11 protein-coding genes are annotated in these 13,391 nt (G+C 70.0%); 5 read left to right on the top strand and 6 right to left on the bottom strand.

What is annotated here, in order from left to right:
- Positions 1-6: 6 nt before the first annotated feature.
- The 4 genes from AB0C30_RS49200 to AB0C30_RS49185 form a co-directional block, all read right to left on the bottom strand.
- Positions 7-786 carry an ABC transporter permease gene (locus tag AB0C30_RS49200; protein WP_357957450.1) on the bottom strand — a complete coding sequence of 260 codons (780 nt, stop codon included), beginning with the start codon at positions 784-786 and terminating at the stop codon, positions 7-9.
- On the bottom strand, positions 783-1,715 hold the full coding sequence (locus AB0C30_RS49195) for an ABC transporter permease (RefSeq protein WP_357957448.1): 933 nt from the start codon (positions 1,713-1,715) through the stop codon (positions 783-785). The genes AB0C30_RS49200 and AB0C30_RS49195 overlap by 4 nt, the downstream gene beginning before the upstream one ends.
- On the bottom strand, positions 1,712-3,337 hold the full coding sequence (locus tag AB0C30_RS49190) for a TIGR04028 family ABC transporter substrate-binding protein (RefSeq protein ID WP_357957446.1): 1,626 nt from the start codon (positions 3,335-3,337) through the stop codon (positions 1,712-1,714). The genes AB0C30_RS49195 and AB0C30_RS49190 overlap by 4 nt, the downstream gene beginning before the upstream one ends.
- Positions 3,338-3,526: 189 nt before the next feature.
- Entirely contained in the window at positions 3,527-4,033 is a 507-nt protein-coding gene (locus tag AB0C30_RS49185) for a DinB family protein (protein WP_357957445.1), read from the bottom strand.
- A 130-nt stretch (positions 4,034-4,163) separates the two neighbouring features.
- Here AB0C30_RS49185 and AB0C30_RS49180 point away from each other — a divergent pair, with 130 nt between their 5' ends.
- Positions 4,164-5,570 (top strand): polysaccharide deacetylase family protein, encoded by a 1,407-nt coding sequence (locus AB0C30_RS49180; protein WP_357957444.1) that lies wholly within the window; start codon positions 4,164-4,166, stop codon positions 5,568-5,570.
- A gap of 4 nt (positions 5,571-5,574) precedes the next feature.
- On the opposite strand, the gene boxB is transcribed toward AB0C30_RS49180, so the two are convergent.
- Positions 5,575-6,975: a benzoyl-CoA 2,3-epoxidase subunit BoxB gene (gene boxB, locus AB0C30_RS49175; protein ID WP_357957442.1), complete on the bottom strand. Its 1,401-nt coding sequence runs from the start codon at positions 6,973-6,975 to the stop codon at positions 5,575-5,577.
- Position 6,976: 1 nt separating this feature from the next.
- A complete protein-coding gene (boxC, locus tag AB0C30_RS49170) occupies positions 6,977-8,572 on the bottom strand; it encodes a 2,3-epoxybenzoyl-CoA dihydrolase (RefSeq protein ID WP_357957441.1) in 1,596 nt (531 codons plus the stop codon).
- A gap of 92 nt (positions 8,573-8,664) precedes the next feature.
- On the opposite strand from boxC, the gene AB0C30_RS49165 reads away from it, so the two are divergent.
- The 4 genes from AB0C30_RS49165 to AB0C30_RS49150 are packed head-to-tail and all read left to right on the top strand — an operon-like array spanning position 8,665 to position 13,390.
- Positions 8,665-10,782: a glycoside hydrolase N-terminal domain-containing protein gene (locus AB0C30_RS49165; protein WP_357957439.1), complete on the top strand. Its 2,118-nt coding sequence runs from the start codon at positions 8,665-8,667 to the stop codon at positions 10,780-10,782.
- 52 nt (positions 10,783-10,834) lie between these two features.
- On the top strand, positions 10,835-11,443 hold the full coding sequence (locus AB0C30_RS49160) for an RNA polymerase sigma factor (RefSeq protein ID WP_357957438.1): 609 nt from the start codon (positions 10,835-10,837) through the stop codon (positions 11,441-11,443).
- Positions 11,436-12,497, top strand: coding sequence for a CU044_5270 family protein (locus tag AB0C30_RS49155; protein ID WP_357957436.1), 1,062 nt, complete (start codon positions 11,436-11,438; stop codon positions 12,495-12,497). Before AB0C30_RS49160 ends, AB0C30_RS49155 begins: the two co-directional genes overlap by 8 nt.
- Positions 12,494-13,390: a hypothetical protein gene (locus AB0C30_RS49150; RefSeq protein WP_357957435.1), complete on the top strand. Its 897-nt coding sequence runs from the start codon at positions 12,494-12,496 to the stop codon at positions 13,388-13,390. Before AB0C30_RS49155 ends, AB0C30_RS49150 begins: the two co-directional genes overlap by 4 nt.
- Position 13,391: the final 1 nt, after the last annotated feature.

Here is a 13,391-nt window from a genome sequence, read left to right as displayed (position 1 = left end):
GGTGGCTCATGTCGTGTTCCTTCCGATCGAGCGGCTGATTCGGCTCGCGGCCAGTACCACGGCCACGACCACCACGCCGGGCAGCGTCGTCAGCCACCACGAGGTGGCCAGGTAGTTGCGGCCCTCGGAGATGAGCAGTCCCCACTCGGGCGTCGGCGGCTCGGCGCCGTAGCCGAGGAAGCCGAGCGTCGAGATGGCCAGGATCGCCACCCCGAACTGCAGGGCGGCCAGCGCGATGACCGGGCCGAGCGAGTTGGGCAGGACGTGCCGCCAGAGCACGGCCGGGAACCGGCCGCCGCTGCCGAACGCGGCCTCCACGTAGTCGGACCGGCGCACCCGTACGACCTCCGAGCGCGACAGGCGGGCGAAGGCGGCGACGGACCCGATGCCCACCGCGATCGCCACGTTGACCGTGCCGGGACCGAGCAGGATGATCACCGTCAGCGCCAGGAGCAGGCCGGGCACGGACAGCAGGACGTCGGCCACCCGCATGACGGCGTCGTCGAGCAACCCGCCGGTCGACCCGGCCAGCAGACCGAGCAGCGTGCCCGCGAGCAGACCCACGGCGACGGCGACGAACGCGCCCGACAGGGAGTGCACGGAGCCGTGCACCACGCGGGCGAACAGGTCGCGGCCCACGGCGTCGGTGCCGAACAGGTGCTCGGGGCTCGGCGGGCGCAGCTTCTCGGCCGGCACCCCGGCCAGCGGGTCGTACCCGGTGAACAGGGCGGGCACGACGGCCCAGAGCACGACGAGAGCGATCGTCAACCAGGACAGGATCTTCACGCCGCCGCCTTCAGCCGGGGGTCGAGCACCGGGAACAGCAGGTCCACGCCCAGGTTGACCAGGACGAACACGGTGCTCGCGAGCACCACGACGGCCAGCATCACCGGCGTGTCCTGCGCGTTGACCGCCTGCTCGGTCAGCCGTCCGATGCCGTTGCGGCCGAAGACCGTCTCGGTGACGACCGACCCCGCGATGAGCTCGCCGAACGTCATCCCGGCGACGGTCAGCGCGGGCAGCACCGCGTTGCGAGCCACGTGCCGCCACAGGATCCACCACCGCGACGCGCCCTTGGCGGCCACGACGGGTACGAACGGCTGGGTGTACACCTGGTCGATGCCGCGTGCCAGCACCTGCGCGATCGGCGCCGAGATCGGCACGGCCAGCGTCAGCACCGGCAGCAGGAGTTGCTGCGTCGGGCTGCCGCCGATCACCGGCACCAGCCCGAGCCGGAAGGAGAACACCTGGATCAGCAGGATCCCCAGCCAGAAGGCGGGCACCGAGACGAACAGCGACGGCACCGCCAGCAGCGCCCCGCGCAGCCAGGACGTACGGCTGTACCCGGCGGCGAAGGCGAGCACCACGGCGATCAGCAGGGCCAGCGCGAACCCCGCCGTGGCCAGCTTGGCCGTCTCCGGCAGCGCCTCGGCCAGCCGTTCGACCACCGGCGTGCCGGTGTCGATCGAGTAGCCGAAGCCGCCGCGCAGGAAGCCGAGCAGCGTGTGGAGGTAGCCGATGATCGGCGGGTCGCCGCCGCCGTAGTAGGCGCGGATCTCGGCGATCTGCTGGGGCGACAGCCCGAGCTCCGGGTTCTGGAACTTGATCAGGATCGAGTCGCCGGGCAGGAGCTGGAGGAGTACGTAGCCCGCCGTGAAGGCGGCCCACAGCACCAGCGCCGCCTGCCCGACGCGCAGCAGGACGTATCGGGTCACCGCTTCGACAGCCAGACCGAGTAGAACGTGGGCCTGGCCACCGCCTCGAAGGCGACACCCTGGACGTACGGGGCGGCGCCGTAGACCTGCGGCTCCTCGAACAGCGGGATCGCGTAACCCTGGTCCACCACGTAGCGCTGGATCTCGCCGACCTTGGCGTCGCGGGCGGCCTTGTCCGCCAGGGCCGACTCCTCCTCCAGGAGCTTGTCGAGCTTGGTGTCCTTGGACAGGATGACGTCGCGGTTCTGGCTGTGGAAGTGGCTCTTGATCACGTCCTCGTCGGCGCGGCCGACCATCGAGTGGGCGATGGCGGTCTTCTCCGCGTTCTTGATGTCGACGGCCTGGGTGCCGGCGTCGGCGGGGCGGATCTCCAGCTTCACGCCGATCTTGGTCCACTGCTGGGCGATGAGTTCGAGGGTCTGCTTGGACAGCGGTTGCGGGCCCGAGACGAAGACGCCCAGCTGGAGCGGCTTGCCGTCCTTGGCGCGGATGCCGTCGGCGCCGCGCGCCCAGCCGGCCTTGTCGAGCAGGGCGTTGGCCTTGGCCGGGTCGTAGGCGAGCTCCTTGGACAGGTCGACGTACCCATGGGCGAGGTGGCTGAGGACCGAGGTGGCGACCGGGTAGCTCGGGGTGAACAGGGTGTCGACCACCTCCTTGGCGTTGGTTCCGGCCTGGAGCGCCTTGCGTACGTCGAGGTCGCTGAGGATGCTGTTGCCGGGCCGCAGGTAGAGGCCGTTGTTCACGCCTCTGGTCGGCTCCGCATAAATCTTGAAATTCGCGTCCTTGACGGTTTTTTCGTCATAAGCCTGGACGTAGCGGACGTAGTCGGCTTGGCCGGAGGTGAGCGCGCCCACCCGCACGTTGTCCTCGGGCGTCACGATGATCTTGATGGTGTCGAGGTACGCGCGGCCCTGGTGCTTCGACGACGCCGGCGCCCAGTTGTAGTCCTTGCGGGCGGTCAGGTCGATCTCCTTGTCCACGACCTGTTTCGCCACGGTGAACGGGCCGGACCCGATGACGTTCTTGAGCTGGCACTGCTGTTCGTACGGCAGCGAGATCGTCTTCTTCGACACCAGGCCCGCGCCGATGACCGAGGTTCCTTGCAGAAAACCGGGTGACGGCTTCTTGAAATGGAAGCGCACGGTTCTGTTGTCGATGACCTCACTACGTTCGTAGTTGTTGACGAACTCGGCCGGGGGCAGCTTGAGGTCGGTGTCGCCGAGGCCGTACACGTCGAAGTTGGCGGCCACGGCCGAGGCGTCGAGCGGGCTGCCGTCGCTGAAGGTCACGCCGTCGCGCAGGTGGAAGGTGTATTCGGTGGCGTCCTTGTTCACCTCCCACTTGGTGGCGATCCACGGCTCGATCCGCAGCGTCTTCGGGTCCTGCCAGGTCAGCTTGTCGGTGAGCTGGTTCAGCACGCCGCCGTTCGGATAGAAACCGGCGGCGGGCAGGTAGAGGCAGGTGGGCGGCTGATGCTCCAGGTAGGTCAGCGTGCCCCCGTAGACGGGTGCCCCGCCGGCGGCCTGCGCCTGGACGGCGGGACCGCTGCTGCCACAGGCGGCGAGGAGCCCCGAGACGGCCAGCCCCGAGGCGGTGAGCATGGTGAGCGCGGCGGAACGCATGGGACATCCTTCACGGTGGTCGCTGGAACTAAAACCACCATATCCTACCGAGATAGTAGGTATATAACCCACCTCTGCCCTCTCAGCGGCCTGGCTGAGCGCCGCGTGCTCAGTGGCCTGATCGAGCGCCGCGTGCTCGGCGGCCTAGCTGAGCGCCGCGTGCCGGGCGGGGGACGTCAGCGGGGGACGCTATTCGCCCGTCACACCGTCGATCTGCTCACGCAGGATGTCGGCGTGGCCGTTGTGGCGGGCGTACTCCTCGATCATGTGGACGAGGATCCACCGGTGGGAGCAGTCCTGCCCGTGGCGCTGCTGCTTGCCCAGGGCGTCGAGCGGCACCCCGGCCGACACCTCGCGGGCGTGCTCGATCTCGGTCTGCCAGGTCTTGAACGCCTCGTCGGCCGAGGCGGTGTCGACGTCGTCGAAGTCCGCGTCTTGGTTGGTGTCCTTGCCCCACAGCTTCGGGACGTCCTCGCCGTTCAGCACCCCCCGGTACCAGGCCCGCTCCACGTGAGCCATGTGACGGACCAAGCCGAGCAGCGACATGGTCGACGGCGGGGCGGAACGCTGCCGCAGCTGCTCCTCCGACAGGCCCTCGCACTTGACGGCCAGGGTCTCGCGATGCCAGTCGAGCCAGTTGGTGAGCATGGCGCGCTCGTCGGCGATGAAGGGGGGCGGGATGCGATTGTCACTCATGCTGCGCAAACGTAGCTGACCGGCCGAGTTACCGTCGAAGTAGACCATCCAGGATGGTCTGTTTGGCGAACCAATAGCTGGAACGAGGAGTCGAACGGGTCAGGGGCGGAAACGGCGGGGGGTCGTGATCATGAGGGGTCTGGTGGCCGCATTGGCGGTGGTCACGTTGACATCGACATCGTGCGGGGGGATCGGGCAGGCGTCCGAGGTGTGGCAGGCCTCCGTCCGCTCGGAGGACCCGGTCGTGACGGTCGCGCCGACGTGGATCCGCGGGCTGCGGGTGGTTCGCGACAACGGCAACGAGGGATCCTGTGCCTGGTCGACCACGTACCCGCAGGTGCCGGGCGCGCAGCCGCTGACGGACGCGCTGCGCCGGCTGGTCGAGGCGCGGCGGGCCACGTTCCTGAAGTGGGCGCGGGAGAGCGGGTGCGGCGAGCAGGACGGGAAGGCGCCCGAGCTGAACGTCGGGTTCGGCTTCGTGGCGGCCTCGGGCGATGTGATCGGGGTCCGGTTCACCGTCTACCAGCTCGGGGGCGCGGGCGACGGCAAGTCGACGACGTCGCTCTGGTACGACGGGGTCAAGGGCCAGGTCGTGCCCGCCATGTCGCTCATCGACGCGGCGTCCATGAGCGGGTTCGAGGCGCTGACGGAGAAGGTGCTGACCGAGAAGGCGCTGACCGAGGAGGCGCGGCTCGCCGACCGGAGCGCCCAGACGCTCGACGACCTGGGTTTCACCAAGGACGGCGATCTGGTCGTGACCTTCGACGAAGGGGAGGTGGCGGCGGGGGCCGTCGGCCAGGTGCAGGCCGTGTTGCCGCGCGCCGAGGTGGAGCCGCTGCTGTCGGACTTCGGCCGGCGGGCGCAGGCCCAGGTCATGCGTCCGTCCGGCCGCATGGCGCTGCCCGGATATACGGCGGACGGCTCGGTCGACTGCCGCCGGGTCAAGTGCGTGGCGCTCACCTTCGACGACGGCCCGAGTCCGTACACCCCCAGGTTGCTCCAGTATCTGGCCAGGTACCGGGCGCGGGCCACGTTCTTCGTCGTCGGGCAGAACGTGGTCGCCCGCCCCGGCGTGGTGCGCGGCGCCCTGCGGGCCGGGCACGAGATCGGCAACCACAGCTGGTCGCACCGCGACCTGACCAGGCTGTCCGCCCGTGCGGTGCGAGCGGACCTGGCCAGGACCGACCAGGCGATCCGGAAGGCGACCGGGGTGACGCCCACGCTGGTCCGCCCGCCGTACGGTGCCTTCGACCGCGTCGTACGCAGGCAGTCGCCGCACCCGCTGGTGCTGTGGAGCGTGGACACCCTGGACTGGTTGTACCGCAACAGCGGCCATGTGACCCGTGCCGCGGTCGGCCCAGCGCGACCCGGATCAATCATTCTTTTTCATGACATCAGGCCGACCACCGTGGCGGCGATCCCCCAGGTGCTGAAGAGGCTGTCCAAGCGCGGCTTCCACTTCGTGACGGTCAGCGAGCTGTACGGTGGCCGTCCCCCCGCGGTCGCAGTCCAAGGCCCGAGCCCGAGGCATCCATGACCCCTCAGAGGTGGACGTACTCGTAGTCGAGCGGCCGGCCGTTGATGCCGTTGCGCGGCGGGGCCAGCCAGGCGGCGATCTTGCCGGGTTCGTAGACCGGCCGCATCAGGCTGTGGACGTACGCCTTGTCGGCGGGAGTGGGCAGCCAGCGGTCCCGGTCGCGCTCCCAGGTCGCCTGGTCGACGAGGCGGCCGTCCGGGGTGAGGTGGTGCCCGGCGAACGCGCCGACCTGGCGGTTGAAGCCGACATGCGGCAGGTAGAGGGTGGCGACGCCGTCCAGGATGCGGTTCCACCGGGTCAGGCCGGTGGCGCAGTCGGCGATGTACTCCCCACGCAGGTCGGCGTTGAGCGCGGTCAGCGCGGGCAGGCGCACGTCGGCCAAGCGGCCGTCCACGACCTGCTGGACGGTGGTGGCCGCCTCGGTGAGCAGGTGGTCGTCCTTGCGCCGTTCCTCCTGCCAGCGGCCCTTGAGTCCGGCCGTGTAGTAGTTGGCCACGTTCGTGGAGGTCTCGCCGCCGAACAGGTCCAGGCTGACGCTGTAGTGGAAGTTGATGTACTTCTGGATGACATCAAGCGGGATGCCGCCATATTTCTGGATGTCGTCGGTGTCGTGCTCGCGCATCAGCGTCGCGGTGCGCTCCACCACCCGGTCCACGCCGGTGGTGCCGACGAACATGTGGTGGGCCTCCTCCTTCAGCATGAACTCACACGTACGGCTGAGCGGATCGAACGCGCTCTCCTTCAGCGTGCCCAGCTGGTACTTGCCGTCGCGGTCGGTGAAGTAGGTGAACATGAAGAACGACAGCCAGTCCGGCGTCTCCTCGTTGAAGGCGCCCAGGATGCGCGGCGAGTCCTCGCTGCCGGAGTTGCGCAGCAGCAGCGCGTCGGCTTCGTCGCGACCGGCGCGGCCGAAGTAGGCGTGCAGCAGGTAGACCATGGCCCACAGGTGCCGGCCCTCCTCGACGTTGACCTGGAACAGGTTGCGCAGGTCGTACAGGCTGGGCGCGGTCAGCCCGAGGCGGCGCTGCTGCTCCACGCTGGCCGGCTCGGTGTCGCCCTGCACCACGATGAGCCGCTGCAGCTCGGCGCGGAACTCGCCGGGCACCTGCTGCCAGACCGGCTCTCCCCGGTGCTGGCCGAAGGCGATGCGCCGGTCGGGGTCGCGCTCGGCCAGGAAGATGCCCCACCGGTATTCGGGCAGCGCCACGTGGCCGAAGTGCGCCCAGCCCTCCCGGCCCACCGCCACCGCCGTACGCAGGTAGACGTCCTGGGTCGGCAGCGCCGGTCCCATCTCGCCCCACCAGCGCAGGAAGCCGGGCTGCCACGACTCCAGCGCCCGTTGCAGCCGCCGGTCCTCGGCCAGGTTGACGTTGTTCGGGATGCGCTCGCCGTAGTCGATGGACATCTCACACTCGTTTCCGGTCGAAGGCGGGCCGCTGCCCGGTGCCGTAGCGGCGCAGCGCGCCCTCGGGACCGGCGGCGTTGGGCCGGTTGAACACCCAGTTCTGCCAGGCGGTGAGCCGGGCGAAGATCTTCGTCTCCAGCGTCTCGGGGCCGGCGAAGCGGTGGTTGGCCTCCATAGCGGTCAACGCGTCCGGGCTCAGGGCCGCCCGCTCCTCCAGCGCGATGCGTACCTCGTCCGCCCAGTCGATGTCGTCGAGCGCGAAGGTGACCAGGCCCTGCTCCTCCGCCTCGGCGGCGTCGATCTCGCGGCCGGTCTCCTGCCGCAGCTTGGCGAGGTGGCCGGGATCGCCGAGGAAGCGGGCGGCCAGCCGGGACAGGCCGTTGCCCATGGGGAACGCGCCGAAGTTCGCCTCGGTGAGGGTGATCGCCGTGCCCTCTTCGTCGTACATGTACTGGCGGTCACAGGCCAGCGCCAGCTCCAGCAGCGGCCCGGCGAAGCAGCTGCCCGGCTCGATCAGCGCGATCAGGCTGCGGCTCGTCACGTCCAGGCGTTTGAGCGTGCGCTTGAAATAGTGCCGGATCTCGTCGGCCGGCCAGCCGTCGCCCTCCCAGGCTTCGAGTACGCGCCGGGCGTCGCCCTCGGTCTTGATCACCCAGGTGCCCAGCTCCAGTTCGTTGGTGCGCAGCCGCAGGATCAGGTCGTCCAGCTCCCTGGTGAGCGCCAGTGGCCAGGACTCGATGTCCTGTCGAGGGCCGTACGCCGTGATGGTGACCAGCCCGTTCGCCCGGTCCAGGTCCGCGGTGACGTTCGGGTAGCGGATCGCGTCGGCGCTCACCTCGCGCTCCAGCGGGGTCAGCGTGATCCCCTTGGCGTCGCGCGGGCGGGTGGAGCGGGCGGCGGCCTCGGCGGCGCGCTGCCGTACCGTCTCCTCGAACCTGCTGCGCGGCACCGCCTCGTCGACCAGGCCCCACTCCACCGCGCGCGAGCCGCGCACGCCCTCGCTGCGCGTGGCGAACACGTCCGCCAGGTCCTTGCGTACGCCGCGCTTGTCGACCAGCCGGGTCAGGCCCCCGGTGCCGGGCAGTACGGCGAGCAGCGGCACCTCCGGCAGCGACACGGCCGTGGAGCCGTCGTCCAGCAGGATGATCCGGTCGCAGGCCAGCGCCAGCTCGAAGCCGCCGCCGGCCGCCGTGCCGTTGATCGCCGCGAGGTAGGTCTGGCCGGAGTTCGCGGTCGCGTCCTCGATGCCGTTGCGGGTTTCGTTGGTGAACTTGCAGAAGTTCACCTTCCAGGAGTGCGATGACCCGGCCAGCATCCTGATGTTGGCGCCCGCGCAGAACACCTTCTCCAGGCCGCCGGTGATGATCACGGCGCGGACCTCGGGGTGCTCGAAGCGCAGGCGCTGGACCGCGTCGTACAGCTCGATGTCCACGCCCAGGTCGTAGGAGTTGAGCTTGAGCTCGTAGCCGGGGACCAGGCCGCCGTGCTCATCCACCTGGAGGACGATGCGGGCGATCTCGCCGTCGTACTCGACGCGGAGGTGGCGGTAGCGGTCGGGGTGGGTGTCGAAGGACACCTCGGGCGCTGTCTCGGACACGTCCCTATTTCGACATCCTTTTTTCGCTGCGTCAAGCATGTGTAGCATTTAATAGGGTGGCTGGGAAAGCGCTTCCCGCCGCCGGAGGTCCGATGCCCGCGCACCGCATTCACGACACAGAGCCCGCGCTGACCTGGGAGGACGCGTTCCTTTCCGGCAACGGCGAGTACGGGATCATGGTCTACGGCGAGCCGCACGCCCAGCGCGTGGTGTTCGACCATCACCGCTTCGTCCTGCCCAACGGCTCCCGCGACCTGCGCCCGCCCGCCATCGCCGACCGGCTGGAGGAGATCCGCGAGCTGATCCTGTCCGGGCGGGCCGCCGAGGCGCAGCGGGTGGTGGCCGATGGGCGGAGTCTGGCCTGGACGCAGGCGTTCCATCCGGGGTACGAGCTGGTCGTCGAGGGCGCGTTCGCCGCCGGGCCGTATCGGCGGGTCACCGACTTCGCGACCGGGGAGATCGCGGTCACGTCGGGTGGGCGCGCACACCACGCGTTCGTCTCGCGGGCCGACTCCGTCGTGGTCCAGCGGCTGACCGGTGAGCTGAGGCTGCGTCTGACGGGCGAGCTGCCGGGCAAGCCCGACGACGTCCTCTACCAGACCACTGCTTACGAGAAGGATGGGCACGTCTTCCTGAGTGCTCGCGGCGCCTATCCGGCCGGGCTGGGCGCCGCCGGGTTCGAGGGGCTGACGCTCGTCCTGGCCGCCGACGTCTCCGTGTCCGGCGACGCGGTGGTGACGCGGGGCGAGACGCTGCTGCTGACGAAGCTGGACCGGTACGAGGAGCCCGGCTGGGGCACCGACCGGCTGGAGGCCGCTCTCACAACCTTGGCCGGGCATCGGTACGACGAGCTGCTGGCGCGGCATGTCGCCATCCATCGGCCCATCTACGAGCGGGTCACCCTCGACCTGGGTGTGGCCGGGGACCCGCCGGTCCGCGAGCTGATCGCTGAGCCTGGTCCCGCGTTGGTCGAGCGGTTGTTCCACTCGGGCCGCTACCTGCTGCTCAGCTCATCGGGCGTGCTGCCGCCCCGGCTCACCGGTCTCTGGCTCGGCGCGTGGGGAGCGGCCTGGTCGGGCGACTTCACCACCGACGCCAACCTCAACCTGCAGATGGCCGGGGTGAACATCGGCGCGATGCCCGAGCTCATGGCCGGGTACGCCGCCCTGATCCGCGACCAGATCGACCACTGGCGGGTCAACGCCCGCGAGATCTACGGCGTCGACGGCATCCTCGCGCCGAGCCGTACCGACGGGGAGAGCGGCTACCTGTTCCATTTCGACGAGGACTGGCCGTGGACGATGTGGCTGGCCGGGGCCGACTGGCTGCTGTACCCGCTCCACGAGCACCACCAGGTCACCGGTGACCTGCCCGAAGAGCTGCCCGGCTGGCTGGCGGAGGCGGCGGCGTTCTGGGAGGAGTTCCTGGCCGGGTCCGACTTCGTGATCGTGCCGTCGTTCTCGCCCGAGGTGGGTCCCGAGGGCTCCTCGTACGCGAGCGTCAACGCGACGATGGACATCGCGGCGGCCCGGCACGCCCTGGGCCTGGCCGGATCACCGCTGGCCGAGCGGCTGCCGCCGTACCGGATCGACGAGCGGGGCGCGCTCACGGAGTGGGCGTGGGACGCGGCCCCGCACGAGGATCACCGGCACGTCAGCCACCTCTATCCGGTGTGGCCGCTGCACGAGATCAACCCCGACGACGAGCCGGAGCTGGCCGCGGCCGCGCACCGCGCCCTGGAGCTGCGCGGCGACGAGAACCTGTCGGCCCACGGCAGCCTGCACCGGGCGCTGGCGGCGGCCCGGCTGAAGGACGCGGGGCTGGCCCAGGCGAACCTGATGAAGATCCTGGGCATGGACATGCTGTTCCGATCGCTCATGACCGCCCACAATCCGAGCCGGGAGATCTACAACGCCGACGCCGCGCACACCCTGCACGGGCTGGTCATCGAGCTGCTGGTGGACTCCCGGCCGGGGGTCGTGGAGCTGCTGCCCGCCGTGCCCGAGCTGCTGCCGAAGGGGACGATCCGCGGCGTCGCCTGCCGGGGGCGGGTCGTCGTCGAGGAGCTGACCTGGGGAGAGGGGAGGGTGCGGGCGGTGCTGCGCTCGCCCGTGGACCAGCGGATCACCCTGATCCACCGCGCCTCCGGGCACCGGGAGGAGGTCGAGCTGGTCGCGGGCGAACCGCACCTGGTGGCCATCGACGGCTGAGGGCCGTGAAAGCAGATCGCCCCATCGGTTGAGTACAGGTGTGACTGCCAACATGACGGCTCGGCTCCGGCTCGTTGATCCCTCGGGGGCGATCAGCGACGCGGACCTGGTGGAGGCGTCGTACCGAAAACCCGAGCGGTTCGGGGAGCTCTACGATCGCTATATCGGGGAGATCCACGCGTACCTGGGCAGGCGGCTCGGTCAGGAGGCCGCCGACGACCTCGCCGCCGAGGTGTTTCTCACCGCGTTCAGGAAGCGCACCACGTTCGATCGCGAACGCGGGGAGGTGCGTCCCTGGTTGTACGGCATCGCTTCTAATCTGATCGCGATCCATCGCCGTACCGAGACCAGGAAGCTGGCCGCGCTGCGCCGCAGCGCGGCCGCTCCCGCGGGCACGGACCACGGTCACGAGGAACGCGTGGTCAGCCGCGTCGACGCCGCGAACGAGCAGGCGCGGCTCACGGCGGAGCTCCAGGCGCTCTCGGACGGGGACCGGGACGTGCTGCTGCTGAGCGCCCTGGGCGAGCTGAGCCATGGGGAGGTGGCCGAGGCGCTGGGCATCCCGTACGGCACCGTCGGGTCCCGTCTGTCACGGGTGCGCAGGAAGCTTCGTGCCGCCCTGGGCGGCGTCAATCCCTTGCTTGGAGGCTCTGATGGATGATTACCGGGCGGTGCGCGAACTGCTGCCCGCGCCGCCGCTGTCGCCGGAGGTCCGGCGGGCCGGGCGCGAACGGCTGGCCGGCGCGTTCGCTCACGAGGGGGCTCGGCGGCGCCGCAGGGCCGCCAGATGGAGCACGCTGGGGCTCGGCCTGGCCGGGGCGGCCGCCGTGGCCCTGCTGGCCACCACCTCCGTGTCGCCGGGCGGGTCGCCCGCCACGCACAGTGCGGTCGCCCCGATGAGCGCCAACCAGATCCTGCTGGCCGCCGCGACCTCGGTGGCCGCGACGCCCGACGCGGGCTCCTGGTGGGGCAGCAAGGTGGTCGACGGCCGCGAGTTCTACGACCCGGGCCACCACTACCTGCTGCGGCAGAGCAAGTCGATGGAATCCTGGATCCCAGCGGATCCGGAGGCCCTTACCTGGTACCGCGAGACCTACCTCGGCGCCGTGCCCGTGGGCTCCGAGGGCGCGGCCGCCTGGCGGGCGGCCGGCGCGCCGACGACCTGGATCTACGGACAGGGCAAGACGCCCGGCCTGATCACCGACGACCGGGCCGAGGGCATCGTCCGGGCGGCGCGGGGCAAGCCGTGGACCTTTTCCAGCGAGGACTGGGACTTCCGCATCCTCCTGGCCGATAAGCCGCTGACCAGGATGAACGAGGTGCCGACGACTCCCGAGGGGCTGCGTGCGCTCTTCTCCGACGTGGACGATCGGGTGCTCGTCGACAACGCCGTGAGCCTGCTCGTGTACGCGCCGGTGACGAGCGAGACCCGGGCCGCCGCCTACCGGTTGCTCGCGTCGCTGCCCGGGGTCTCGGCCGTCGGGCAGGTGACGGACACGCTCGGGCGTATCGGGCAGGCCCTTGAATACCAGTCCGCGCAGCGTCCCGTGACCGAGTACGCGGGGGGCACCCGTACCCGGCTGGTGATCGATCCGGCCACCGGGAAGCCCCTTTCGATCGAGACGCGCGCCACGGACGATGGCCGTCTCCTGGAGTTCACCGCGATCCAGGAGAGCGTCTGGACAGATGACAACCCACTGAAGGAGCACAAGTGAGATCGCTGATCGCCGCAGTCGCCGGTTTGGCCTTCACCGGAGCGCTCGCCGTACCCGCGCAGGCGACCCCGCCCGAGGGCAAGTACTGGCGGGTCGACACGATCCTGAGCAGGACCCATCCGCGTCCGGTCGGCAGCGGCTACTGGCTGGCGGAGCGGCAGGCGTCCACCGTCTGGCAGTCACCTGAGGGCAAGAGCTGGTTCGGTTTCCGGCCGCTCGGGGCTCGGCCCAAGACCGAGAAGGACGAGGCGGCCTGGCGCGCCGACGGCTCCCCGACCTCGTGGACCTACCGTACGGAAGGCATGAAGATCTCCCTGTCCACGGAGCCCGGTGAGGGGCACGTGGGGCCGACGAAAGGCGCCCCCAAGGGCTTCCGCCTGGGCGAGAGGTACGTGACGTACCAGCAGCTCCAGGATCTGCCGTCGGATCCGGTCGCCCTCAAGAAGTATGTCGTCGCCGGCGTGAAGACCTGGATCAAGGAGGCCGCGGACGAGGCGAAGACCACCGCCCCGAATTCCAAGATCGAGGACTGGGAGTCCCACCTCGACCGTTACGTGGCCATCGATCTGAGCCGGATGCTCTGGGAGAACCCGGTCCCGCAGAAGGTCAGGAGCGCCGCCTTCCAGGCGTTCAAGACCACCAAGGGCGTCACCGACGTCGGGCGGGCCCGGGATCCGCTGAACCGCTCCGGGCAGAAGTTCGCCCTGCCGACGCTCACCACCAAGGGCACGGTGCTCAAGCAGCAACTCCTCATAGACGCCAAGACCATGACGCTGCTGGCCGAGTACACCGACACCACGGTCGACGGGAAGCCGTTCCCGGCCAAGACCAAGGTGGAGACGTACAAGGTGGGCTGGACGAACGAGCAGCCCGCCGTCCCGGACGGCAAGTAGG

It is taken from the genome of Nonomuraea sp. NPDC048901 (genome assembly GCF_040649695.1).
Lineage (GTDB): Bacteria > Actinomycetota > Actinomycetes > Streptosporangiales > Streptosporangiaceae > Nonomuraea.
The sequence above is the reverse complement of the archived record's forward strand: the minus strand, read 5'-3'. Positions and strand labels throughout refer to the sequence as shown.

Excerpts from the sequence above, each read along its gene's own strand:
- AB0C30_RS49185 (WP_357957445.1), bottom strand. The coding sequence starts at position 4,033 with ATGAGTGACAATCGCATCCCGCCCCCCTTCATCGCCGACGAGCGCGCC.
- boxB (WP_357957442.1), bottom strand. The coding sequence starts at position 6,975 with ATGTCCATCGACTACGGCGAGCGCATCCCGAACAACGTCAACCTGGCC.
- AB0C30_RS49165 (WP_357957439.1), top strand. The coding sequence starts at position 8,665 with ATGCCCGCGCACCGCATTCACGACACAGAGCCCGCGCTGACCTGGGAG.
- AB0C30_RS49190 (WP_357957446.1), bottom strand. The coding sequence starts at position 3,337 with ATGCGTTCCGCCGCGCTCACCATGCTCACCGCCTCGGGGCTGGCCGTC.
- AB0C30_RS49155 (WP_357957436.1), top strand. The coding sequence starts at position 11,436 with ATGGATGATTACCGGGCGGTGCGCGAACTGCTGCCCGCGCCGCCGCTG.
- AB0C30_RS49160 (WP_357957438.1), top strand. The coding sequence starts at position 10,835 with ATGACGGCTCGGCTCCGGCTCGTTGATCCCTCGGGGGCGATCAGCGAC.
- AB0C30_RS49180 (WP_357957444.1), top strand. The coding sequence starts at position 4,164 with ATGAGGGGTCTGGTGGCCGCATTGGCGGTGGTCACGTTGACATCGACA.